Genomic DNA, 20,809 nt, shown 5'->3' with positions numbered 1-20,809 from the left:
ACTATACCTCGGGCACGACAGGCAATCCCAAGGGCGTGGTCTACCATCATCGTGGTGCTGCGCTGATGGCCTATACCAACACCATCCACGCCGGCATGGCCAAGCACGCCGTCTATCTCTGGACGCTGCCGATGTTCCACTGCAACGGCTGGTGCTTTCCCTGGACGCTGGCCGTGCAGGCCGGCACCCATGTTTGCCTGCGCTGGGTGCGCGCCAGGCCGATTTACGATGCCATCGCCGACCTTGGCGTAACGCATCTGTGCGGAGCGCCGATCGTGATGTCGGTGTTGATCAACGCCCGCGACGAGGAAAAGCGGGAGTTTCCGCAGCTCGTCACCTTCAACACCGCCGCCGCCCCGCCGCCCGAGGCGGTGCTCTCGGGCATGGCCGATGCCGGCTTTGCCGTCACCCACCTCTATGGCCTGACCGAAACCTACGGACCTGCCGTCGTCAACGAATGGCATGGCGAATGGGACGGACTGGAAAAAGGACCGCGTACGGCAAAGAAGGCCAGGCAGGGCGTGCGCTATGCAGCGCTTGAAGACCTGACCGTGATGGACCCGGAAACGATGGAAAAGACGCCTGCCGATGGCGAGACCATCGGCGAGGTGATGTTCCGCGGCAACATTGTCATGAAGGGTTACCTCAAGAACAAGAAGGCCACCGACGAAGCCTTTGCCGGCGGCTGGTTCCACTCGGGCGATCTCGGCGTGATGCATCCCGACGGCTACATCCAGATCAAGGACCGCTCCAAGGACATCATTATTTCTGGCGGCGAAAACATCTCGTCGATCGAGGTCGAGGACGCGCTCTATAAGCATGGCGCCGTCGCCTCGTGCGGGGTCGTGGCGAAGCCCGACGACAAATGGGGCGAGGTGCCGGTCGCTTATGTCGAGCTCAAGCCCGGCAAGACGGCGACCGAAGCCGAGATCATCGAACACTGCCGTGGCCTGCTTGCCCGCTTCAAGGTGCCCAAAGCAGTGATCTTCGCCGAGATCCCCAAGACCTCGACCGGCAAGATCCAGAAATTCCGCCTGCGCGACATGGCCAAGGGGTAGCCGGTTTTCGAGGGCGGCACCCTGTCGGACGCCGCCTTGGAGCGTTAGACAGTGGCGGCCATCGAGGGACGCAAGCCATCGAAGGCGGCCCAGAGACCGACGACGAAGACAGCAGCCATCGCCAGCTGGATCGGCAGGTCGGACGGCATCGGCTTCAGCACCATGTCGGCAACGATGATCAGCATCATGGCATAGTCGAAGCGCGCGACCTTGAGGATGCGCCGGCCCTGATGGAGGGCGGCTGGCGTTACACCGTCGCGTGCGATGATCGCGGCCATGCGGTCGGCCGTGGGCTTGAACACCAGCGTGCCGATCAGGAAGGTCGTCACATATCCGGCCAGCCCGATCATGATCCAGAGATCGCCGAAGCCGACCCAGAACCAGCACATGATGAGGCCGAGCGCGAGGGTTACCAGCGATGCCGGTGCAAACAGCCTGTTGCCGAGTTCGCCAACCGAACGCATCGCCTGCAGCATGCCCCCGACATCGCCGGCACGGTCGGCGCGAACGGCAAGGAGCATGAGCGCGAAACCGCCACCGACCCAGATGACGGCGGCTATGACGTGCAGAAACTTGACGAGAGAGTACCAATCCATTTCCGAACCTTTCCAATCCGGTTTTTGCGAAAATGCTTCAGCTGATTTAGCCGCCGCTTATTTTCAGCGCCGGCAGATAGCATCGGCGCTGTTTCGGCATTGTGTCGGCGAGAAGAGGCGGATGTTTCGGCGGGCATATCAGCAAGGGCTGACATATGGTAATTCTCGCACACGCCGTTTGGGGACGGCGCATGTCGACGACCGGTCTCGGGGGAGGCGAACGGCCGGCACGGCTTTCTGATGAACTTCCAATGTAACTGCCCTGCAAGCGCGTGGCCTGGCCGCGCGGCATGCGGTGGAAACACGGCTAGTGCTAGTGCGCCTGCCCTAAGATCGGCAGTGATTTTGGCGCGCGGTAGCGAACCGCGCGGGCACCAAGGCTTGATGATCTGAGATCAACCCATTCCCTGCGGGGGAAAAGGCATTCGGAGAGAACTATGCAAGGGGTAGCACGGAATTTCTTCACGCTCGCCATCGTCTACGCGCTGGCCGGCATGGCACTTGGGCTGCACATGTCGATCAGCCAGAACCACGACCAGATGCCGGTCCACGCCCACACCATGGTGGCGGGCTGGCTGATGTCGGCGGTGTTCGCCTTCTTCTACCATCTGTTTCCGGTCGCCCGAGACAAGATGCTGGCCAAGATCCATTTCTGGCTGACGGCGGTGAGCGGCATCGGCCTTCTGGTCGGCCTGTTCTTCCTGCTCGGCGGCAATGCGGCGATCGAACCGGTGGTGGCAATCTCGTCGATGGGCTTTTACGCGGCGATATTTCTGTTCGCCGTCATCGCCCTTCCGGTGGTCTGGAAGTCGTGAGTCGGCACAACATCAGCGGGGCATTTCAAGCTTCATCGCTGTGCCGTCACGGCACAGTCGAAACTGACGAATGGCGAAATCGCCAGCGTCCTTAAGCGCCCATTAAGCATTCCCGTTGTTTACTGTGCATATCCAGTCATCTGGATTCTTACCGAGTGGTTGGAGCCACTTTGTTTGACGCCTCCCTGTTAAACTCTTGAGAGCCGCGTTTTTCCGCGGCTCTTTTTTTTCGCGCGCAAAGCCCTGGAACGCCCTCCAAAAGCGGTCCAATCCGGCGCGTTAACCCTTTGTTAAACATGCGCTTGCGTTCAGATCGACGGAAGCGCATTTTCATCGGGCTTAGCGTATAGGAGCGGGCCGCGCAGAATCCGTCGCCAAAGACGGGCAGAACGCGGACAGGGTTTTCAGGGTAGTGATCATGAACGAGCCTTCGAGGGAAAGCGGAAAAACGATCAAGCTCGCCGAGAGGCGGGTGTTTTCGCCGTCCTTCAAACCGCTCTACAACGAGGGCATGGGGCTGGTCGAACAGGCGGCCGAATATCTCGACGGCGCCGGACGCGTCGAGGCCAAGAAGCTGTCGCGGCTTGCCGCCACGCTTTACGCCGCCGAATCGATGCGGCTGACCACGCGCCTGATGCAGATCGCCTCGTGGCTGCTTTTGCAGCGCGCCGCAAATTCCGGCGAAATGACCCGCGATCAGGTCGCCTCCGAAAAATCCAAGGTGCGGCTCGATACCGCTTCGGCCCATGACGACGCCGCCGGCTGGAACGAACTGCCGGGCGATTTCGTCGATCTGGTTCGCCGTTCGCTCCGCCTGCAGGCGCATGTGCGCCGCATGGACGAAGAGATCTACGGCAACGGCACGACCGTGGTTCCGGTACAGGCGATGCGCCGCAGCAATCCGGTCTCCGACCAGATTTCGCTGCTCAACACGGCCTTTGCCCGCAACTAACGGCGAGATGATCCCTGCATTAGGCAGGGATTGTTTCTGTTTTGTTCACATTTTTCTGGCGTCTTGCTTCCGTGGAGATAGAGTTCGCGGGATGAGAGAGACGATTCGTATCATTGGCATCGATCCCGGTCTTCAGCGCACCGGCTGGGGCATCATCGAGAGCCTTGGCAATTCACTGCGCTTCGTCGCCGCCGGCACGGTCCGTTCCGACAACAAGGCAGCACTCGCCAGCCGCCTGTGCCAATTGCATGACGGCCTTGCCGACGTGCTGCACCGCGAGATGCCGCATGAGGCCGCTGTCGAAGCGACCTTCGTCAACAAGGATGCCACGGCCACACTGAAGCTCGGCCAGGCGCGCGGCATCGCCATGCTGGTGCCGGCTCGCGCCGGGCTGGTGGTCGCCGAATATTCGCCCAACGCCGTCAAGAAAGCGGTTATTGGCGTTGGCCATGGCGACAAGAAACAGATCGCAATGATGGTCAAGGTGCTGATGCCGAAGGCCGTGTTCGACACCGCCGACGCCGCCGACGCGCTGGCGATTGCCATCTGCCACGCGCATCATCGCCAAAGCCTTGCATACCGGCTGGCGGCCATGGCCAGTTAGGCGGTTCGTTCTTGACTTGTTCTCATCTGGGCGGTAAGTAATACCACAGAGGTATTACCATGCGCGTCACCACCAAAGGCCAAGTGACCATCCCAAAAGAGATTCGCGACCGGCTCGGCATCGGCCCCGGATCCGAGGTCGATTTTGTCATCACCGATGACGGCGCTCGTCTCGTCGCCGTCAATGAGAACATTTCGGCAGAAGAAGCTTCCCGCAAATTCATGGAGACGCTGGACCGCATGGCCGGCACGCTGGATTTGGGCGGTATGACCACCGACGAGTATATCGACTGGCTGAGGGGACCGCGTGAAGACCTCAACGTTGATTGATACGAATGTTCTGATCGACGTATGGGGTCCGGTGGCACACATGACCGCCTGGTCGAAATTGGCCGTCGCGGCATGCCGCCGCGATGGCGCGCTGGTGGTCAATACGATTGTCTGGTCCGAACTCGCGCCGATGGTTGCAGACGAATCGGTGCTTCGAAATGCGCTGGCCACGCTTAAAATGGACCGGGAGTTCGTGCCCTGGGACGCGGCGTTCCTGGCTGGAGCCACGCACTCCCGCTACCGTCGCGCAGGCGGCACGCGAGAGCGCACCTTGCCCGATTTCCTGATCGGCGCGCATGCTATGGTTTCCGGCCATCGTCTGCTGACCCGCGACGCCTCACGCTACCGCACCTATTTTCCCGACCTCGAAATCATCGCTCCCGATACCCATCCATGACGAGGCTTGAAACATGATCGGCAAGTTGAAAGGCACCGTCGACGAGATCGGCGAGGATTTCTGCGTGCTCGACGTCCATGGCGTCGGCTACGTCGCTCATTGTTCGGCGCGGACACTTGCCGCCCTGCCCGGTGCTGGTGAGGCAGCGGTCCTGTTCATCGAGACCTATGTCCGCGAGGACATGATCCGGCTCTACGGCTTCAAGTCGGAGCTGGAGCGCGAATGGTTCAAGCTGCTTCTGGCAAACGTCCAGGGCGTTGGCGCCAAGGTGGCGCTCGCGATCCTGTCGACGCTGGCGCCCTCCGATCTCGCCAATGCTATTGCACTGCGCGACATCGCCATGGTCAGCCGCGCGCCGGGCGTCGGCAAGAAAGTCGCCGAGCGCATCGTCACCGAGCTCAAGAACAAAGCCCCGGCCTTTGCCGGCGAGGCTTCGGGCACCATCGGCCTCAAGCAGGAACTCGGCGAGGGCGTGGCGCCCGCCCCGATCGCCGACGCGGTCTCCGCACTGGTCAATCTCGGCTATTCCCGCGACATCGCCGCCAATGCCATTGCCGCTGCCATGAAGAGCGTCGGCGACGACGCCGACTCCTCCAAGCTGATCCGCTTCGGCCTGAAGGAGCTGGCGCGGTGAGCGCCTTGCTCGGGGTACGCATTCTTACTACATTAGAATTGTAAGAATTTTACCGAGGAGTAGGAAAATGGGCGGATACGCCACCCTGACCTCGAAAGGTCAGCTCACCATTCCCAAGGATGTGCGGGACGCGTTGACGTTGAAGCCGGGCGATACGATTGCCTGGACCGTCGTTGACAGCCATCTGATAGGCACGCCGCGCAATATCGAATTTGCCGATCTCGCAGGGTTCCTGGGCGACCCGCCCGGCGGCCCGGCAACACTCGAAGAAATAGACGCCGCCGTCAGAGACGCGGTCGGTCGCCACGTGACCAGCGATCGCAACGGCCATGGTGGCCGTGAGGATGCGGCGTGACGCAGATCGGCATCGACACCAATATATTGCTGCGCATGGTGCTGAACGACGATACGGATCAGCGCTCGAAAGCTCTGGCTTTCGGTACCGGCCTCAGCGAGCAAAACCCCGGATGTGTCAGCCTGATCGTCCTCATCGAGTTCGCATGGTCATTGAGTTCGCGCTACCAGCAGTCGAAGCAGCAGGTGCTTTCCACGATACAAAGACTGCTCAACGTCAAATCCCTGATGTTTGAGGATTTCGATGCCATAGTACGGGCTCTCGAGCGGTCGAACTCCGCACAGGTTGATTTCTCCGACGCGTTGATTGCCGAACACAATCTGCAGCTAGGCTGCTCACATACCGTTACCTTCGACCAACGCGCCGCCAAATCCATTCCATCCATGGAACTGCTTACGTGAACTCGCCCGACCGTATCATTACCCCCGACAAGCGCGGCGAGGACGCCGACACAAGCTTGCGCCCACAAATCCTCGACGACTTCGTCGGCCAAGCGGCGGCGCGGGCCAATCTCAAGATCTTCATCGAGGCGGCCAAGGGCCGTGGCGAGGCGCTCGACCATGTGCTGTTCGTCGGCCCGCCCGGCTTGGGCAAGACCACGCTTGCCCAGATCATGGCGCGCGAACTCGGCGTCAATTTCCGCTCGACCTCAGGACCGGTCATCGCCAAGGCGGGCGACCTTGCCGCATTGCTGACCAATCTCGAAGAGCGCGACGTGCTGTTCATCGACGAGATCCACCGGCTCAGTCCAGCAGTCGAGGAAATTCTCTATCCGGCGATGGAGGACTATCAGCTCGACCTGATCATCGGTGAAGGCCCTGCTGCGCGCTCGGTGAAGATCGACTTGGCGAAATTCACGCTTGTGGCCGCGACCACACGCCTCGGGCTTCTGACCAATCCGCTGCGCGACCGGTTCGGCATCCCGGTCAGGCTCAATTTCTACACCGTTGAAGAACTGGAGCTGATCGTGCGCCGTGGCGCCCGCATCCTAGGCATGCCGCTCGCCGATGACGGCGCCATCGAGATCGCGCGGCGCGCCCGCGGCACGCCGCGCATCGCCGGCCGGCTGCTCAGGCGCGTGCGCGACTTCGCATCGGTGGCCGATTCCGGCCCGGTGACACGACGCATCGCCGACGAGGCGCTGTCGAGGCTGGAGGTCGACTCGCTCGGTCTCGATTCGCTCGACCGGCGCTATCTCTCGATGATCGCGATGAATTTTGGCGGCGGCCCGGTGGGGATCGAAACCATCGCCGCTGGCCTGTCCGAACCGCGCGATGCCATCGAAGACATCATCGAGCCCTATCTGATCCAGCAAGGGTTCATCCAGCGCACCCCGCGCGGCCGCGTCTTGACGGCGAACGCCTGGAAACATCTCGGGCTCGAAATCCCCCGCGACCTCGCCGTCCAGCAGATCAACCTGTTCCAGGAAGAAGAATGAGCCCACCCGGCTATCGCCCCGGACTGATTGCCGACATCGTTCGGCTGCACGCCGACTATTATGCACGCGAGTGGGGTTTCGGCCTGCCTTTCGAGACAAAGGTCGCCGGCGAATTGTCAGCCTTCATGGCCGCTTTCAGGCCCGATCTCGACTTCTTCGCCGCCCAGGACGACGCAAGCGGTGCACTTTTGGGCACGATCAGCCTGGAGGCGCCGACCCCGGCAGAGCCGCTTGCACATCTGCGCTGGTTCATTACCAGCGACAGAGCGCGCGGCACGGGACTTGGCCGCCGGCTGACGGGCGCGGCAATCGAGCATGCCGATGCAAAAGGCTTTCCGGGCGTTTATCTCACGACATTCGACGGGCTGAAGCCTGCCCGCCACCTCTATGAGTCTTTCGGATTCGCACTCATTGCGGAAGAAGAACGCGACCAGTGGTCCGGCGGCGTCCGCGAGCAACGTTTCGAGCGCCACAAGGCTCGATAAGCTGACGCACAACCTCTTGGCGGAGGACTGACGAGGACCTACGGCGCTTGCTCTACCGGGAACGGCGTCGGTTGCCAGATCTTGGCAAAACCCTTCGGCAGTTTGGCGATGCGCATCGCTTCCCACGCGGCGAGCTGGCGAGCTATGCCGGCCCGGTCTCCCTTGTCGAGCAACGGCCCGAGCGCATCGACGACAGACGCCACCTCCGGTTCGGCAAAGCCGGGCTGACACCACCAAGAACGGCCATGCCTGAGATCGTCAAGTTTGGCGCGCGCCGTGTCGAGATCGCCGCGCGCTGCATGCAGCGACAGACCGCGCAACTCGTCGATCTCGAAGTCACGATGGGGAATGGGCTTGGTGGCGAGGTAGGCGACCAAATCGTCAAGCGTTTCGACGCTGCGAAAAAGTGGGAGGATGTCACGCTCGATCTTGCTCATGAAGTAATCCGGCATGGCCGGATCGTCCCACAGCCACAGGCCCGGGCTGTCGCGATAGATGCGGTCGCCCCAGTTGAGAGGGAAGTGCCCAACAGGCTCGCAGAAATGGGTAACTGCCCATTGGGGCAGAAAGTATTCGCCCTTGCTCCAAGTGGTGAGCACGATACCGCGCATTACGTGCCGGATCGGCTTCATGACGATCCACCTTCCCGCAGCTACCAAATCCGGATGGCGCGCGAACAACGGTGCGAGATGTCTCTTGATCAGCTGTGACGAACTCATTCGTAGGGCCTCACCTCGATAACAATGATGGGGCGTCCATAGCCAAGCAAGCGTGTAGCAAACTCGATTGTTCGCGCGCTGCTGAGCCCCCTGCGTCCGGTCTTGAGGTCGTAGACGCAAATTGGTCCAAAGCCGCGATCTTCGAGCACATCGACACGGACTGCACTGAAATCCAGCGGGGCTTCCTCGATCTTCTTAAGAAGTGAAACTTCCGCCTTCAAAGTCGTATCTTCGAGTTTCAGAATCTTCCGGCGCAGTCTTGTATGAACAGCTGTTCCAAATATCGTGGCGTTTGAATATGACCCGGCCAGCTTGGCCTCTGACATGGCTTCATTCGAAAGGCTCTGGACGAGCTCGAGCTTGGTGCAGACCGACTCCGTCTCCGCCCGGGAAAGCATGCCGACGAAGCTTAAACTTTGCAGTATTGACCTGCTCGGTCGAAATTCCTTGGCCGTAAAGGCGAGGCACGCCCTCTGATCCCGCGTATTGCCAGCTGAAAGGTGGTTGTAGAGCTGTCGCCCCGCGTCGAATGCCTGACGGGCGACCGGCGCGTTGATGCGCTGGATCACCGGCAAGGACATCGGCCCTTTCGGCGTCCACACCGCCTTGCTGATCGGGTTGCCGGCGCCATCCAGCACGGTTTGGGTCGCACCCTCGGTCTGGAATACGACCCGTCGCCCGCCGGTAAGGCTTACCGTGTGTCTGACGTGCGGACGTTCTGGGCTGTGGCGCGGACCGACACGTGTCGCCACACGCGCTTGATCAGCGGCCGGCTTGGCAGACAGCGAGGCCGTGGCACTTCTGCCGGGTGTTTTGGTCGGTGATGTCCGCTGTCCGGTCCGGTTGCCATCAGGCTGCCCACGACCGGCACTGCCACCACTGTCTGTCCACTGGCCGCCGTCGGAATCTCCGGCAGGAACGCGGGGCTGGCTGGGATTAAACCCGGCCTTCAGGCGGAGGCGAATAAGTTTGATGTCCAGRTCGAGGCCAATATGCCTGGCCTTGAACTTTCTCAGCGCCGTCTCTTCATCGTTTGTGTTGGTCATTGCTGTCCCATCGCCAGTTCAAGGCGATAGTACAAGAAATTATTCCTACAATCAATGATTGTAGAATGGGTTGTACGTCACTCCAGCCCTCTGACCACCCCCAGCACGTCTGGCTCAGCCTTGCGTCCCTCAAATTCGTCGACGATGCCGAAGGCGCCGCCATAGCCCCAGATCGACCAGGCAAAGCCGTGCGCTTCAGCACGTCCGATCATGTCGGCGACATAGGCCGCACGCCAGGCGCCGGGCATGACGTTCGGATTGTTGTATTCCTGGCGGATCATGCCGAACTCGCCGAGATAGATGTTTTCGGGCGAAATACCGTTTTTCCTGGCCCAGTCGGCGACCCGGCTGAACGGCGCGTCGAGTTCGGCTTCGAGTTTTTCCTTGCTGTCGATGAGCGCCACCTGCTCATCGAGATAAGCGAGCATGCCGGGACGGCGCAGCAAAGGCGCTTCGGCCTTGATCTTCGCCCTCACCTTGTCGAGGGCCGCGTCGAGTTCGGCGCGCGGCGCGGCATAGAGCGGATAGGGCAGCCCGGTGACGTAGGGAATGAAATCGCCGGCCCAGGTGGCGCCCTGATGGGTGAGCAGGAAAGGCTGGTAGGAATGGAAGGTCCAGATGACATTGTCGTCGGGAATATCCCTGGGGTCGAGCCCGGCGAGGCCCTCGGAACTGCCCCAGCAACTTCCTGAGAGGATCAAGGTCAGCCGGGTCGCCGAGGCGCGCGCGGCGGCGTAAAGGCGTTTGAGACGCTCGGGCCAGAGTTTCGGCTCGGTCGGCTCGCAATCGACCACCGGCTCGTTCATCAGTTCGAACGCCACCTGGGTCGGGTCTTCCTTCGACAAAGTGAGCGCCATCTGGCGGACCAGTTCGACATAGCGATCAAAATTTACCGGGTCGTCCATCACCTCGGCCATGCCGATCTGGCCGTTGCCAGCAGCCGAAATGAGATGAAGGTCGACAACCGCCTTGAGACCGGCGGCATTGACGAGCCGGGCCGACTGAAGAACGCTTTCGAGCAGCTGGCCGCGCAGCGCCTCGGTCTTGTCGGACAGGAACACCGAGGGGTCGACGGGAATGCGTATGACGTCGAAGCCAGTGTCCTTGAGCGCCTTCAGGTCGCTTTCGCCGAGCCGCTTGCGCCATTCGGGAAATGGCAGGATCACATCCGGGTTGCCCCACTTGTCTTCGCGGGGCCAGGTCTCCCAGATGTCGAGATTGATGCCGCGTTTCATCGAAAAGCTGGCGGCACTGACTGAGGCAACCGGCACGACCAGCATCAGCAGCGCCGTCAGACAGGTCTTGATCATCGCCATTATTGCTGCCATCCGGTTTTTACGGACAAGACTGGTGCCCAAAAGCCCGGAAAAAGGAAAGCCCCATGGCCGATCATGGTGAATTCGACGCGCTGGCTGCCGGCCTTGCCGGCGCATTGACGCCGTTCGGCCATCGGCTGATGGCGCGGGTCTATTATGCCGACACCGACTTTTCCGGTGTCGTCTACCACGCGCGTTATCTCGAATTCTTCGAGCGCGGCCGCTCGGACTTCCTCAGGCTCGCCGGCGTCCATCACACCGAACTCGCCGACGGCAAGCATGGCGAAAAGATCGTCTGGATCGTGCGCCGCATGGAGATCGATTTCCGCGGCTCGGCCAAGATCGACGACGTTTTGACCATCGAAACCCGCACGGTGGAGATTTCGGGCGCCCGGATCACCATGGCGCAGCAGCTCAAGCGCGGCGAAGACGTGCTGGTGGAAGCGCGCGTGGAAGCCGCGATCATCGGCGAGAACGGGCGCCCGAGGCGCTTTCCAAAAGAGTGGATCGACGCCTTCATGCCGAAAGCGTGAACACAGTCGCGTTACCAGATCCCTCAAGCGAGCAAACCCAACGTTGCGATAGCGCGCAGTGCCTCACTTCCTAACCCATCCTTAACCATAACGGCCCATTAAGGGAGCAGTGAAAGTCGTAAGGATTCCGAGCGGCCTTCCTTTCACCAAATTTCGCCCCGAAAAGGCCGAAAAGGCGCATTTTGGGGCACTTCCGGAAGCATCGCGCGAACGGACCACGATGGGATGATGCGCAAGGGCTAGCCACAAGCCAGGCCCGGAAATCTTAAGGACTGTTACAAGATGGAAACTCTACCTCTCGCCCATGCCGGCGCGGAATTGTCGATTTGGGCGCTGTTCTGGCAGGCAGGCTGGGTGGTCAAGCTGGTGATGCTGGGCCTGCTCGGCGCTTCGGTGTGGACCTGGGCGATCATCGTCGACAAGCTGGTTGCCTACAACCGCATGCGCGCGGCCCTGACGCGCTTCGAACAGATTTTCTGGTCGGGCCAGTCGCTGGAAGAACTCTACCGCAACCTTTCCGACCGCAAGACCACCGGCATGAGCGCGATCTTCGTCGCCGCCATGAAGGAATGGAAAAAGAGCTTCGAAAAGGGCGCCAAGTCGCCGCTGGCGCTGCAGACCCGCATCGACAAGGCGATGGACCTGGCGCTGACGCGCGAAATGGAGCGGCTGGAAGGCCGGCTCGGCTTCCTCGCCACCATCGGTTCGGCCGCACCCTTCATCGGCCTGTTTGGCACCGTCGTCGGCATCATGACCTCGTTCCAGGCCATCGCCGGCTCGAAATCGACCAACCTCGCGGTCGTCGCCCCCGGCATCGCCGAGGCGCTTCTGGCAACGGCCATCGGCCTGCTCGCCGCCATCCCGGCCGTCATCGCCTACAACAAGCTGTCATCCGATGCCGGCAAGATCGCAGTYCGGATGGAAGGATTCGCCGACGAGTTCTCCGCCATACTCTCGCGCCAAATCGATGAAAAAGTCGCGCAGCGGGCCTGAGGAGTAGACTATGGGTATGTCAGTCAGCGCGGGCGGCTCCGGTCGCGGTTCACGCGGCCACCGGCGGCGCGGCCGCCATCACGGCCTGATGTCCGAAATCAACGTCACGCCCTTCGTCGACGTCATGCTGGTGCTGCTCATCATCTTCATGGTGGCGGCCCCGCTGATGACGGTGGGCGTGCCGATCGACCTGCCCGAAACCCAGGCCAAGGCGCTGAATTCGGAAACGCAGCCGATCACCATTTCCATCAACGAGGCCGGCCAAATCCATATCCAGGAGACCGAGATTCCGCTTGAGGAAGTGGTTGCGAAGCTCGGCGCCATCGCCAAGGCCGGCTACGAGGAACGCATCTATGTGCGCGGCGACAAGACCGCCGACTATGGCACGGTGATGAAGGTCATGGCCCGCATCCAGGCTGCCGGTTACAACAAGATCGGCCTCGTCACCCTTCAGGAACAGAGCCAGTAGTCCCCAAATGAAGATGAAGGCCGGCCTCACGACATCTGTGGTTTTGCATGCAGCGGTGCTGGGTTTCGGCCTGTTCACCCTGTCGGCGCCGAGCGCCCTCGAAGTCGCCGACGTCGAGGCGTTCCCGGTCGACATCGTGCCGGTGGAATCGATCACCCAGATCCAGAAGGGCGACAAGAAAGCCCCGGCGAGTGAAAAGCCGGCGCCGAAGCCGACGAGCCGGCCAGACATCGTGCCCAACGCCCAGAACGTCGGCGACAACAAGACCGACAGCGACAAGCCGCCGACGCCCGAACCGACGCAAAAGGAAGTCGACGTTGCGGCGGCCCCACCGCCCTCGCCCAAGCCCGAGCCGAAACCGACGCCGGTCGAGCAGCCCAAGCCCGAGCCCGCCAAGCAGGCCGAGCCCAAGCCCGTGCCCGTTCCGGCAACCGAGGTGACGCCGCAGCCGCAACCCAAACAAGAGGTCAAGCCCGACCCGGTGGCCGAGACGATCGTCTCTGACCAGGCCGAGGCCGAAGCCGTCAAGCTGCCCGAAAACGCACCCTCGCCCGAAGCAAAGCCGCAGCCGCCCCAGGCGCAGACGGCTAAGACGCCGGACCGTAAGCAGGACGACAAGCAGACCCAGCAAGCTTCGTCCAAGCCGAAGTCGGAAGAGAAGGAATTCAACGCCGACGAGGTCGCAGCCTTGCTCAACAAGCAAAAGCCTTCCGGTGGCGGCGCCAAGCGCTCGACCGATCAGGCCGCGCTGGGCGGCAAGAAGGACACCGGCGGCAACAAGCTGAGCCAGAGCGAGATGGACGCGCTTCGCGGTCAGGTCCAGCGCTGCTGGAACGTGCCGGCGGGCGCCATGGACGGCGGCGGCCTCAAGGTTTCCGTGCAGTTCAAACTGACCCCCACCGGCGAGATCGAGGGCCGACCGGAGATCATTTCCGGCGGCGGTTCGGCCGGTATCGAGCGCGCTGCCGCTGAATCGGCACGCCGCGCCGTGCTTCAGTGCGCGCCCTACAACCTGCCCGCTGACAAATATGCGGGCGGCTGGGATCAAGTCATTGTCAATTTCGACCCGAGCGAGATGTTCTGAGCGCCCCCGCTCATCCGGAACTAAGAGGCCTATCTAATGAAGCATGTAATCAGAGCGATCCTTTTGATCAGCGCCATGGCGAGCGGCATGACCGCCTTTGCAACCTTGCCCGCACGCGCGCTGGTCGAGATCGACGTCAACAAGGGCAATGTCGAGCCGTTGCCGATCGCCATCACCGACTTCCTGTCGGGCGATGCGATGGGCGCCGAGATCGCCGGCATCGTTGCCGCTGATCTGCAGCGCTCGGGCCTGTTTGCGCCGATCAACAAGGGCGCCTTCATCGAAAAAATCTCCAATCCCGATGTCGCGCCGCGCTTCGAGGACTGGAAGGTCATCAACGCCCAGGCGCTGGTGACAGGTCGCGTCAGCCAGGAAGCAGACGGCAGGCTCAAGGCCGAGTTCCGGCTGTGGGACACCTTTGCCGGCCAGCAGCTCGCCGGTGAGCAGTTCTTCGCCAACAAGACCAATTCGCGCCGCATCGCCCACATCATCGCCGACGCCATCTATGAGCGTCTGACCGGCGAAAAGGGCTATTTCGACACCCGCGTCGTGTTCATCGACGAATCGGGCGCCAAGACCGCGCGCAAGAAGCGCCTCGCCATCATGGACCAGGACGGCGCCAATGTGCGTTACCTCTCCGACGGCCGCTCGATGGCGATGACGCCGCGCTTCTCGCCGACGCGTCAGGAAATCACCTACATGTCCTATGAGAGCGGCCAGCCGCAGGTCTATCTCCTGCAGATCGAGACCGGCCAGCGCGAACTCGTCGGCAATTTCCCCGGCATGACCTTTGCCCCGCGCTTTTCGCCCGACGGCCAGAAGGTGATCATGAGCCTGCTGCGCGACGACGGCAATTCCAACATCTTCTCGATGGACCTGCGCAGCCGCACCACCACGCGCCTGACCAACTCAAGCGCCATCGACACCTCGCCCTCCTATTCGCCTGACGGTTCCAAGGTGGTGTTCACCTCCGACCGTGGCGGTCGTGCCCAGATCTACGTCATGGGTGCGGACGGCTCGGGCCAGACCCGCGTCTCTTTCGGCGACGGCACCTATTCGACCCCGGTTTGGTCGCCGCGCGGTGATCTGATCGCCTTCACCAAGCAGTCCGGCGGCCAGTTCCAGATCGGCGTGATGAAGACCGACGGCTCGGGCGAGCGCATTCTGTCGACCGGCTACCAGCAGGAAGGCCCGACCTGGGCGCCCAACGGCCGTGTGGTCATGTTCTTCCGCGATCAGCCCGGCGGCGGTGGTCCCAAGCTCTATTCGGTGGATCTCACCGGCCGCAACGAGCAGGCAATCCCGACTGCGGGCTTCGCTTCGGACCCGGCCTGGTCGCCGCTGCTGGATTAACGCATCGGGCTGAAAACCCGGATCGGCTTTCGGGAAATGGATGAAACGCCGCGCTTCGGAATCGACGCGCGGCGTTTTTGCAACCATGGCCATTAACCTTTCCCCGAAAGGCGCGACCAATCGGCCAGGCGGCGTCATTTGCCCAATGATGCCGCCTTTCCGCCGTATTTCCGCCTACGGTGCGCCGCGAAGTACATGTTGGACGACTGCCATATTGCGCGGACGCGAGAGGCAAGTGGCAACGAAATTTTAACCACGTTTCTTGAATGCCGGTTAACCGCAACGTGGTTACTGGATGTTCAACGAAATCACTCGAATGCGAAGGAGAGGCGGGATGCGCCAGATCGCAAAATTTGCAACCAACCCCGTGGTCGTGGCCCTGGTCGCCTCGCTGGCGATTGCCGGCTGCGCCTCGAAGAAAACCCCTAACAGCGCGGCCGATCTCGGCCTCGGTGGCGCCGGCGCAGCGACCCCGGGTTCGGCGCAGGACTTCACCGTCAATGTCGGCGACCGTATCTTCTTCGATACCGACTCGTCGTCGGTTCGCGCCGATGCGCAGGGCATTCTAGCCCGTCAGGCCCAGTGGCTCGGCAAGTACAGCCAGTACGCTGTCGTTGTCGAAGGCCATGCCGACGAACGCGGCACCCGCGAATACAACCTTGCACTCGGCGCTCGTCGTGCCGCAGCTGCCCGCGATTACCTGATCTCGCAGGGCGTTCCGGCCAAGCGTCTCAAGACGATCTCCTACGGCAAGGAACGTCCGGTCGCGGTTTGCGACGACATCTCCTGCTGGTCGCAGAACCGTCGTGCTGTCACCACACTCTCCGGTGCCGGCAGCTAAGCGGCCTAGAGCCTGTTCCATTCCGATTGAATCGGCATGGGGCTCTATCTTCTTTGTTGGAGCATGATCTTGTCCGAAAACCGGTGCCCACTTTTCGGGATCATGCTCTAAAAGCCACAGAGTTGAACAAAAGGCGGTCTTCGGGCCGCCTTTTGCTTATCTGCAAGCTCGAAACAAAATTTGGCCGAAGTCTCGCGTCCTGATAAATGACGAGAGCGCATCGGCGCAAAGCAACCCATTCTCTTCCACGGCGAGAGGCTAATGCATTTTCGATCAATCCTGAGTGGYACGCTTGCCATCTTCCTTTTGTCCGCGGCCACAGCGCATGCGCGTGACGGTTTCGGCATCGATTTCCCAAAGATCGGCCTGCCGGGCGTATTCGGCAGCAAGACCCAGAGCAATGAGGGCACGATCCAGCTTGCCCAGGCCGGCGACCCGCGCGTCGCCGCACTCGAAGAACAAATCCGCAAGCTCAATGGCAGCATCGAGGAATTGAACTTCCAGATCCTGCAGATGCAGGAGCAGTTGCGGAAAATGCAGGAAGACAACGAGTTCCGCTTCCAGGAGCTCGAAGGTGGCGGACAAAAGAAGTCCGATGCTTCCGGCAAGACCAACAGCTCGATCGTTGAGGCGCCCACGGCGCCTCAACCCGGCGGGACGCAGGCTGCCACGGCCTCAGCGCCCGCCGCTGGCGGGCACTCCGTCGAAGACGTGATCGTTGAATCTGGTACCGGCGAGCCTGGTGCCGGTGGCACGGGCACGCCACCGACAACATTCGGCACCATCACTGTCGATGCCAATGGCAACGTGGTGTCCGATTCCTCCAACCCTCAGGCCGCAGCACCAGCGCAGCCGAAGGCGCCTGTCGCGGCGCAGCCAAAGGCCAATGGCACCGCCGTTGCCGCATTGCCTGACACCAACGACCCCAACGAGCTTTACCGCAACTCCTACCAGTTCGTGCTTTCGGGCGACTACACCACCGCCGAGCAGGGTTTTCGCGACCATATCTCGCGCTTCCCCAACGACCCCAAGACGGCCGACGCCCGTTTCTGGCTCGGCGAGTCGCTGCTTGGACAAAAGAAATATCGCGACGCGGCCGAAATCTTCCTTGCTGCCAGCAAGGCATATCCAAAGTCCAAGAAGGCCCCTGAAATGATGCTCAAGCTCGGCGTTTCACTGGCCGGCCTGAAGCAGCGCGACGTCGCTTGCGCCACCTTCAGCGAGATCGGCAAGCGTTATCCCGACGCCTCTGGAGCGATCAAGGAGCGGGTCAAGCAGGAACGGGCTCTCGCCGCGTGCTGACGCAGCCGATCGACGCCGATTTTTTTCAAGACTTTTCCGAGTTCGATTTTGCCTCGCACAAAATAGTCGTCGCAGCGGTTTCCGGCGGCAGCGACTCGACTGCCCTCCTTCTTCTTCTCAAATCCCATCTCGAGCGGCACGCGCCCTTGACGCGGCTTTTGGCGGTTACCGTCGACCACGTGCTGCGGGCCGGTTCAGACGCCGAGGCCGATCAGGTGGCGCAGCTCTGCGCACGCCACGGTGTCAGCCACCGGACGATGTGCTGGACCGGCGACAAGCCGTCTACCGGCATCCCGGCCGCGGCGCGGGACGCGCGCTACGATCTGCTGGCTCAGGCCGCCCGCGAGGCGGGTGCAACGATCGTCGTCACCGGCCACACCGCCGACGATCAGGCTGAAACAGTCCTGATGCGAGGCACGCGCGGGACCGGCCGTGGCAGTGCCGGCATGGCACGTGCAACACTGTTTTGCGGCGATATCTGGATCGCCCGCCCCCTACTTGGCCAGCGCCGCGAAAGACTGCGTGAGGTGCTCAGGGCACTCGGCACAGGCTGGCTCGACGACCCGACCAACACCAACGAGGCTTATGAGCGGCCGCGCATGCGGCTGTCGCTGAGCGAGAGCGGCGATCTGCGCATTGAAAACGCGCTGATCGAGGCACGGCGGGCGGGTGCTGGGCGAACCGACCTTGGCGCGCGCGCGGCAAGCCTGATCACCGAACACGCGAGCCGCGCAGCACCTGGCCTGCTGCGCCTCGACCCGGCATTTACGCAAGCGCCCGACAGCGATGCGGCGGCTTACGCGCTGCGCATCCTCATTTCCGTGGCCGGAGGCATGGCGCATTTGCCCGACGAGGCGCGGGTACAGAACCTGCTGGCGCGCCTGACCAGCAATTCGACGCAAGCAAAACCGGCCCGCGCCACATTGTCGCGCGCACTCATCGATGCGCGCAGCAGTGGAATTTTCCTGCTGCGCGAAGGGCGCGGATTGCCGCAGACAATGCCGCTGGCGGCTGGCATCTGGGACGGCCGCCACAGGCTTTCGCCAACCGACGACAAAACAGAATTGACCGTGGCGCCGCTAGGTTTTTCCGCCGCCTCGGTCATGTCACAAGCGTCCAATGCGCCGCAAAGTCTTGTCAGGGCGGCACTTGCGGCCGAGCCAGCACTTCGGCGTCAACAAACATTGGTCGGCTTGGCAGTTCTAACAAATGCAGTCGCGCTCACCGCGCCTTGGGCACGCTTCTTGCCGGCTTTCGATCTCGCCGTAGCTGCGGCTCTCCAAAAGTTGATCGGTTCCGACCCGATCCCGGTCTCGCCATGCCATAGTCACATTGGTGTTTGACCTTAACCCAGACTTAGGGACGTGCTTGGCAATGTGGGAGCCGGTGCCTATGTTAGGGACAAGCTTACTCTCACCATCCGCGTTCCCCACGAACGCCAACGGGATATTCGATGAATCCGAACTATCGCAACTTCGCGCTGTGGGCGATTATAGCCGTTCTGCTCATCGCCCTGTTCAATCTGTTCCAGACCCCGCAGACCCGCGGCGCGTCGAGCGAAGTGGCCTATTCGCAGTTCCTCCAGGATCTGAATTCCGGCCGCGTCAAGACCGTGACGATTGCCGGTGACCGCATCAGCGGCACCTATATCGACAACTCGACCGGCTTCCAGACCTACTCGCCCGGCGACCCGACGCTGGTGTCGCGGCTTGAGCAGAAGAACGTCACCATCAACGCCCGTCCTGAAAATGACGGTTCCGGCTCGATCTTCTCCGTGCTGCTGTCCTGGCTGCCGATGATCCTGATCCTGGGCGTGTGGATTTTCTTCATGCGCCAGATGCAGTCCGGTTCCGGCCGCGCCATGGGCTTCGGCAAGTCCAAGGCTAAGCTTCTCACCGAAGCGCATGGCCGCGTCACCTTTGGTGATGTCGCCGGCGTCGACGAAGCCAAGGCAGACCTCGAAGAGATCGTCGAATTCCTGCGCGAGCCGCAGAAATTCCAGCGCCTGGGCGGCAAGATCCCGCGCGGCGTGCTGCTTGTTGGCCCTCCCGGTACGGGCAAGACTTTGCTTGCCCGTTCGGTCGCCGGCGAAGCCAATGTGCCCTTCTTCACCATCTCCGGTTCGGACTTCGTCGAAATGTTCGTCGGCGTCGGTGCAAGCCGCGTCCGCGACATGTTCGAGCAGGCCAAGAAGAACGCGCCCTGCATCATCTTCATTGACGAAATCGACGCCGTCGGCCGCCATCGCGGCGCTGGCCTCGGTGGCGGCAATGACGAACGCGAGCAGACGCTGAACCAGCTGCTGGTCGAGATGGACGGCTTCGAGGCCAATGAGAGCGTCATCCTGATCGCGGCGACCAACCGTCCCGACGTTCTTGATCCCGCCCTGCTGCGTCCGGGCCGTTTCGACCGTCAGGTCGTGGTGCCGAACCCCGACATCGTCGGCCGCGAGAAGATCCTCAAGGTCCATGTCCGCAACGTTCCGCTGGCGCCCAATGTCGACCTCAAGGTCATCGCACGCGGCACGCCGGGCTTCTCGGGTGCTGACCTGATGAACCTCGTCAACGAGTCGGCCCTGATGGCGGCGCGCCGCAACAAGCGCCTCGTCACCATGCAGGAATTCGAAGACGCCAAGGACAAGATCATGATGGGCGCGGAGCGCCGCTCCTCGGCCATGACCCAGGCCGAAAAGGCGCTGACCGCCTATCACGAGGCCGGCCACGCCATCCTCGCGCTCAACGTGCCGTCGGCTGATCCGCTGCACAAGGCGACGATCATCCCGCGCGGCCGTGCGCTCGGCATGGTCATGCAGCTACCGGAAGGCGACCGCTACTCGATGAGCTACAAATACATGATCTCGCGTCTGGCGATCATGATGGGTGGCCGCGTTGCCGAGGAGTTCAAGTTCGGCAAGGAAAACATCACCTCGGGTGCGTCTTCCGACATCGAGCAGGCGACCAAGCTGGCGCGCGCCATGGTCACGCGCTGGGGCTTCTCCGACAAGCTTGGCCATGTCGCTTATGGCGACAACCAGGAAGAGGTGTTCCTCGGCCATTCGGTCGCACGGACGCAGAACGTCTCGGAAGAGACCGCGCAGATCATCGACGCCGAAGTGCGCCGCCTGATCGACGAAGCCTATAACGATGCCCGCAGGATCCTGACCAAGAAGAAGAAGGACTGGATCGCACTCGCCGAAGGCCTGCTCGAATACGAGACGCTGTCTGGCGAAGAGATCAAGCAGCTGATYGCCGGCAACAAGCCCTCCCGCGACATGKGCGACGACACCCCGCCCTCGCGCGGCTCGGCCGTGCCCAAGGCCGGCTCGACCCGCGGCAAGAAGAAGGGTTCCGAGCCCGAAGGCGGCATGGAACCCCAGCCGTCAAGCTGAGGTCGCAAACGCTGAATGAATGAAAAACGCCGCTGAGGAAACTCAGCGGCGTTTTTTGTATTCTAGAGCCAGCACAACCACTTCCTTGACCAACACGTACAC

24 protein-coding genes are annotated in these 20,809 nt (G+C 62.0%); 20 read left to right on the top strand and 4 right to left on the bottom strand.

What is annotated here, in order from left to right; all coding sequences use genetic code 11:
- Positions 1-1,058, top strand: a 1,058-nt coding sequence (locus AC1DUU_RS05265; protein WP_476782367.1) for an AMP-binding protein, incomplete at its 5' end; no start/stop codon positions are given.
- 44 nt (positions 1,059-1,102) lie between these two features.
- Here AC1DUU_RS05265 and AC1DUU_RS05260 read toward each other — a convergent pair.
- On the bottom strand, positions 1,103-1,654 hold the full coding sequence (locus AC1DUU_RS05260) for a DUF2269 family protein (RefSeq protein WP_476782366.1): 552 nt from the start codon (positions 1,652-1,654) through the stop codon (positions 1,103-1,105).
- Between the two features lie 437 nt (positions 1,655-2,091).
- Here AC1DUU_RS05260 and AC1DUU_RS05255 point away from each other — a divergent pair, with 437 nt between their 5' ends.
- The 10 genes from AC1DUU_RS05255 (at position 2,092) to AC1DUU_RS05210 (ending at position 7,663) form a co-directional block, all read left to right on the top strand.
- Entirely contained in the window at positions 2,092-2,469 is a 378-nt protein-coding gene (locus AC1DUU_RS05255; protein ID WP_476782365.1) for a hypothetical protein, read from the top strand.
- Positions 2,470-2,887: 418 nt separating this feature from the next.
- The gene (rcdA, locus tag AC1DUU_RS05250; protein WP_476782364.1) at positions 2,888-3,421 is read left to right on the top strand and encodes a protease adaptor protein RcdA; all 534 of its coding nucleotides are present in this window, start codon (positions 2,888-2,890) and stop codon (positions 3,419-3,421) included.
- 91 nt (positions 3,422-3,512) lie between these two features.
- Positions 3,513-4,025: a crossover junction endodeoxyribonuclease RuvC gene (ruvC, locus tag AC1DUU_RS05245; protein WP_476782363.1), complete on the top strand. Its 513-nt coding sequence runs from the start codon at positions 3,513-3,515 to the stop codon at positions 4,023-4,025.
- Positions 4,026-4,084: 59 nt separating this feature from the next.
- Complete coding sequence (locus AC1DUU_RS05240; protein ID WP_476782362.1) at positions 4,085-4,354, top strand: AbrB/MazE/SpoVT family DNA-binding domain-containing protein; 270 nt, start codon at positions 4,085-4,087, stop codon at positions 4,352-4,354.
- Positions 4,332-4,751, top strand: a complete 420-nt coding sequence (locus tag AC1DUU_RS05235) for a type II toxin-antitoxin system VapC family toxin (protein WP_476782361.1) — start codon at positions 4,332-4,334, stop codon at positions 4,749-4,751. The genes AC1DUU_RS05240 and AC1DUU_RS05235 overlap by 23 nt, the downstream gene beginning before the upstream one ends.
- 13 nt (positions 4,752-4,764) lie before the next feature.
- A complete protein-coding gene (gene ruvA, locus AC1DUU_RS05230) occupies positions 4,765-5,385 on the top strand; it encodes a Holliday junction branch migration protein RuvA (RefSeq protein ID WP_476782360.1) in 621 nt (206 codons plus the stop codon).
- 67 nt (positions 5,386-5,452) lie between these two features.
- Positions 5,453-5,740, top strand: coding sequence for an AbrB/MazE/SpoVT family DNA-binding domain-containing protein (locus tag AC1DUU_RS05225; protein WP_476782359.1), 288 nt, complete (start codon positions 5,453-5,455; stop codon positions 5,738-5,740).
- Positions 5,737-6,141, top strand: coding sequence for a PIN domain-containing protein (locus tag AC1DUU_RS05220; RefSeq protein ID WP_476782358.1), 405 nt, complete (start codon positions 5,737-5,739; stop codon positions 6,139-6,141). Before AC1DUU_RS05225 ends, AC1DUU_RS05220 begins: the two co-directional genes overlap by 4 nt.
- A complete protein-coding gene (ruvB, locus tag AC1DUU_RS05215) occupies positions 6,138-7,178 on the top strand; it encodes a Holliday junction branch migration DNA helicase RuvB (protein WP_476782357.1) in 1,041 nt (346 codons plus the stop codon). Before AC1DUU_RS05220 ends, ruvB begins: the two co-directional genes overlap by 4 nt.
- Positions 7,175-7,663, top strand: a complete 489-nt coding sequence (locus tag AC1DUU_RS05210; RefSeq protein WP_476782356.1) for a GNAT family N-acetyltransferase — start codon at positions 7,175-7,177, stop codon at positions 7,661-7,663. The genes ruvB and AC1DUU_RS05210 overlap by 4 nt, the downstream gene beginning before the upstream one ends.
- A 38-nt stretch (positions 7,664-7,701) precedes the next feature.
- Here AC1DUU_RS05210 and AC1DUU_RS05205 read toward each other — a convergent pair whose 3' ends face one another.
- From AC1DUU_RS05205 to AC1DUU_RS05195, 3 genes are all read right to left on the bottom strand, one after another.
- The gene (locus AC1DUU_RS05205) at positions 7,702-8,295 is read right to left on the bottom strand and encodes a hypothetical protein (protein WP_476782355.1); all 594 of its coding nucleotides are present in this window, start codon (positions 8,293-8,295) and stop codon (positions 7,702-7,704) included.
- Between the two features lie 83 nt (positions 8,296-8,378).
- Positions 8,379-9,428, bottom strand: a complete 1,050-nt coding sequence (locus tag AC1DUU_RS05200) for a hypothetical protein (RefSeq protein WP_476782354.1) — start codon at positions 9,426-9,428, stop codon at positions 8,379-8,381.
- Positions 9,429-9,505: 77 nt separating this feature from the next.
- Entirely contained in the window at positions 9,506-10,756 is a 1,251-nt protein-coding gene (locus AC1DUU_RS05195) for a glycoside hydrolase family 5 protein (RefSeq protein WP_476782353.1), read from the bottom strand.
- Positions 10,757-10,809: 53 nt separating this feature from the next.
- Between AC1DUU_RS05195 and ybgC the strand changes: the two genes are divergently transcribed.
- From ybgC to ftsH, 9 genes are all read left to right on the top strand, one after another.
- On the top strand, positions 10,810-11,277 hold the full coding sequence (gene ybgC / locus AC1DUU_RS05190) for a tol-pal system-associated acyl-CoA thioesterase (RefSeq protein ID WP_476782352.1): 468 nt from the start codon (positions 10,810-10,812) through the stop codon (positions 11,275-11,277).
- 282 nt (positions 11,278-11,559) lie between these two features.
- Positions 11,560-12,270, top strand: a complete 711-nt coding sequence (gene tolQ, locus AC1DUU_RS05185; protein WP_476782351.1) for a protein TolQ — start codon at positions 11,560-11,562, stop codon at positions 12,268-12,270.
- 16 nt (positions 12,271-12,286) lie between these two features.
- Positions 12,287-12,739, top strand: coding sequence for a protein TolR (gene tolR / locus AC1DUU_RS05180; protein WP_476782369.1), 453 nt, complete (start codon positions 12,287-12,289; stop codon positions 12,737-12,739).
- Positions 12,740-12,752: 13 nt separating this feature from the next.
- Positions 12,753-13,823, top strand: coding sequence for a hypothetical protein (locus tag AC1DUU_RS05175; protein WP_476782368.1), 1,071 nt, complete (start codon positions 12,753-12,755; stop codon positions 13,821-13,823).
- 36 nt (positions 13,824-13,859) lie between these two features.
- Positions 13,860-15,176, top strand: a complete 1,317-nt coding sequence (tolB, locus tag AC1DUU_RS05170) for a Tol-Pal system beta propeller repeat protein TolB (protein ID WP_476782350.1) — start codon at positions 13,860-13,862, stop codon at positions 15,174-15,176.
- A gap of 334 nt (positions 15,177-15,510) precedes the next feature.
- Positions 15,511-16,017 carry a peptidoglycan-associated lipoprotein Pal gene (pal, locus tag AC1DUU_RS05165; protein WP_476782349.1) on the top strand — a complete coding sequence of 169 codons (507 nt, stop codon included), beginning with the start codon at positions 15,511-15,513 and terminating at the stop codon, positions 16,015-16,017.
- A 261-nt stretch (positions 16,018-16,278) separates the two neighbouring features.
- Positions 16,279-17,319: a tol-pal system protein YbgF gene (gene ybgF / locus AC1DUU_RS05160; protein WP_476782348.1), complete on the top strand. Its 1,041-nt coding sequence runs from the start codon at positions 16,279-16,281 to the stop codon at positions 17,317-17,319.
- On the top strand, positions 17,313-18,662 hold the full coding sequence (tilS, locus tag AC1DUU_RS05155) for a tRNA lysidine(34) synthetase TilS (RefSeq protein ID WP_476782347.1): 1,350 nt from the start codon (positions 17,313-17,315) through the stop codon (positions 18,660-18,662). The genes ybgF and tilS overlap by 7 nt, the downstream gene beginning before the upstream one ends.
- A gap of 110 nt (positions 18,663-18,772) precedes the next feature.
- The gene (gene ftsH, locus AC1DUU_RS05150; RefSeq protein WP_476782346.1) at positions 18,773-20,707 is read left to right on the top strand and encodes an ATP-dependent zinc metalloprotease FtsH; all 1,935 of its coding nucleotides are present in this window, start codon (positions 18,773-18,775) and stop codon (positions 20,705-20,707) included.
- Positions 20,708-20,809: the final 102 nt, after the last annotated feature.

It is taken from the genome of Aminobacter sp. P4_H6_2 (genome assembly GCF_056400805.1).
The sequence above is the reverse complement of the archived record's forward strand: the minus strand, read 5'-3'. Positions and strand labels throughout refer to the sequence as shown.

What these genes read in the sequence shown, in the direction of transcription:
- AC1DUU_RS05205 (WP_476782355.1), bottom strand. Translation starts at nt 8,295, where the DNA reads ATGAAGCCGATCCGGCACGTAATGCGCGGTATCGTGCTCACCACTTGG.
- ruvC (WP_476782363.1), top strand. Translation starts at nt 3,513, where the DNA reads ATGAGAGAGACGATTCGTATCATTGGCATCGATCCCGGTCTTCAGCGC.
- AC1DUU_RS05210 (WP_476782356.1), top strand. Translation starts at nt 7,175, where the DNA reads ATGAGCCCACCCGGCTATCGCCCCGGACTGATTGCCGACATCGTTCGG.
- AC1DUU_RS05195 (WP_476782353.1), bottom strand. Translation starts at nt 10,756, where the DNA reads ATGGCAGCAATAATGGCGATGATCAAGACCTGTCTGACGGCGCTGCTG.
- ybgC (WP_476782352.1), top strand. Translation starts at nt 10,810, where the DNA reads ATGGCCGATCATGGTGAATTCGACGCGCTGGCTGCCGGCCTTGCCGGC.
- rcdA (WP_476782364.1), top strand. Translation starts at nt 2,888, where the DNA reads ATGAACGAGCCTTCGAGGGAAAGCGGAAAAACGATCAAGCTCGCCGAG.
- AC1DUU_RS05175 (WP_476782368.1), top strand. Translation starts at nt 12,753, where the DNA reads ATGAAGGCCGGCCTCACGACATCTGTGGTTTTGCATGCAGCGGTGCTG.
- ruvA (WP_476782360.1), top strand. Translation starts at nt 4,765, where the DNA reads ATGATCGGCAAGTTGAAAGGCACCGTCGACGAGATCGGCGAGGATTTC.
- tolR (WP_476782369.1), top strand. Translation starts at nt 12,287, where the DNA reads ATGTCAGTCAGCGCGGGCGGCTCCGGTCGCGGTTCACGCGGCCACCGG.
- pal (WP_476782349.1), top strand. Translation starts at nt 15,511, where the DNA reads ATGCGCCAGATCGCAAAATTTGCAACCAACCCCGTGGTCGTGGCCCTG.
- AC1DUU_RS05255 (WP_476782365.1), top strand. Translation starts at nt 2,092, where the DNA reads ATGCAAGGGGTAGCACGGAATTTCTTCACGCTCGCCATCGTCTACGCG.
- AC1DUU_RS05260 (WP_476782366.1), bottom strand. Translation starts at nt 1,654, where the DNA reads ATGGATTGGTACTCTCTCGTCAAGTTTCTGCACGTCATAGCCGCCGTC.
- AC1DUU_RS05225 (WP_476782359.1), top strand. Translation starts at nt 5,453, where the DNA reads ATGGGCGGATACGCCACCCTGACCTCGAAAGGTCAGCTCACCATTCCC.
- tolB (WP_476782350.1), top strand. Translation starts at nt 13,860, where the DNA reads ATGAAGCATGTAATCAGAGCGATCCTTTTGATCAGCGCCATGGCGAGC.
- AC1DUU_RS05240 (WP_476782362.1), top strand. Translation starts at nt 4,085, where the DNA reads ATGCGCGTCACCACCAAAGGCCAAGTGACCATCCCAAAAGAGATTCGC.